This is a genomic window from Hungatella sp., from assembly GCF_046966825.1.
The window spans coordinates 1-1,294 of the sequence record NZ_JBKVCZ010000198.1 but is presented as its reverse complement, the minus strand read 5'-3'; the positions used below and the strand labels follow the sequence as shown (position 1 = coordinate 1,294).

Genomic DNA, 1,294 nt, shown 5'->3' with positions numbered 1-1,294 from the left:
GGAGATATCGAGCTGACGAAAGAGGGGCTTGAAAAGGCGGAGAGTGTCTACGAGCGCCATAAGCTGCTGACTGCATTTTTACAGAAGGTCGCAGGGGTCGGCAGGAAGGCGGCAGAGGAAGACGCCTGCCGCATGGAACATATTATCAGTGAGGAAGTATTTTTGGGAATTAAAAGATTTATGAGCGAGCAGAGCCTGTAGGTTTCTGCTTTTCTTTATCTTTGGATGTAACTTTTTGGGAAAAACGGAGTCTATATAGGTGAAGGCGGTTTCGAATGAAGAAAAAACAAAGGAGAGACGTCCGTGGGAGTGAGATTTGAAGAAGTTTACCAGAGGCAGAAAAACGCGGTATACGGTTACCTTTCCTATATGACGAAGGATAAAGATACGGCGGAGGATTTGGCGCAGGAGACTTTTTTGAAGGTCTATCTGGGGCTTAAGGGCTTTAAGGAGGACTGCAGTGAAAAGACGTGGTGCCTGACGATTGCGCGGAACACCTTTCTTTCCTTTGCCAGAAAGAAACAGCCGGTTCTCCTGGAAGAGGCCGACATGGAACGGCTGGGAGCCGGGTATGAGAGCGGACCGGAGGAGAAGCTTTTGAAGGAAGAGAAGGCAAAACTGATCCGGGAGGTGCTTTCTTCCTTAAATGCCGACGACAGGACGATCATCCTGCTTCGCGATTATGAAAAGATGGCGTACGCGGATATTGCCAGAGTGACAGGGCTTTCGGAAACCGTGGTAAAGGTCAGGCTTCACAGGGCCAGGCTTAAGTACCGGAGCCGGTATGAACAGAGAGGAGGTGACAGCTGTGGCATGTGATTACAGAGATCGGGTACTGGAGTATCTGCGGGGCAATACCGAGGACCCGGAAGTGGAAAAGCACCTGGAGGAATGCGGAGAATGCCGCGCGCTGGTCGAGGGGTATCTGGAGAAAGGGAAGGAGCTGGACATACCGGAGGCCGGATATGGCGGTACGGATGAGGGGCTTAAGGAGCGGGTGGTCCATTTTGAAAAAGGAACCAGGAGGATCCTGGTGTTCACCCTGGTGGGATTCGTGCTGGGCTGGTTTTCCATCACGTATTTTACGGATTCCTTTCTTGTGACAAAGGTGATTCTGGCCATCCCGTACAAGGCCAGTGAGATGCTGCACAATCTGTTTCATGCGCAGCCCTACGGCTATTACAGCGGAAACGGCATGTTTACGGAGTTCAATGAATTCTTCCCGGGAAGAGGCCTTCTTACGTTTCTGGCGGAGCGGATTACGCCGGTCATGATCGGGGGCGCTGTCTATGGC

At 51.7% G+C, this 1,294-nt stretch carries 3 protein-coding genes; all 3 read left to right on the top strand.

Annotation, left to right across the window (positions count from 1 at the left end):
• Positions 1–201: metal-dependent transcriptional regulator (locus tag ACLTD4_RS31575; protein ID WP_412331870.1), on the top strand; the 201-nt coding region annotated here is incomplete at its 5' end.
• A 102-nt stretch (positions 202–303) separates the two neighbouring features.
• Positions 304–819, top strand: a complete 516-nt coding sequence (locus tag ACLTD4_RS31570; RefSeq protein WP_002603467.1) for an RNA polymerase sigma factor — start codon at positions 304–306, stop codon at positions 817–819.
• Positions 809–1,294, top strand: a 486-nt coding sequence (locus ACLTD4_RS31565; RefSeq protein WP_412331869.1) for a zf-HC2 domain-containing protein, incomplete at its 3' end; no start/stop codon positions are given. The genes ACLTD4_RS31570 and ACLTD4_RS31565, both read left to right, overlap by 11 nt.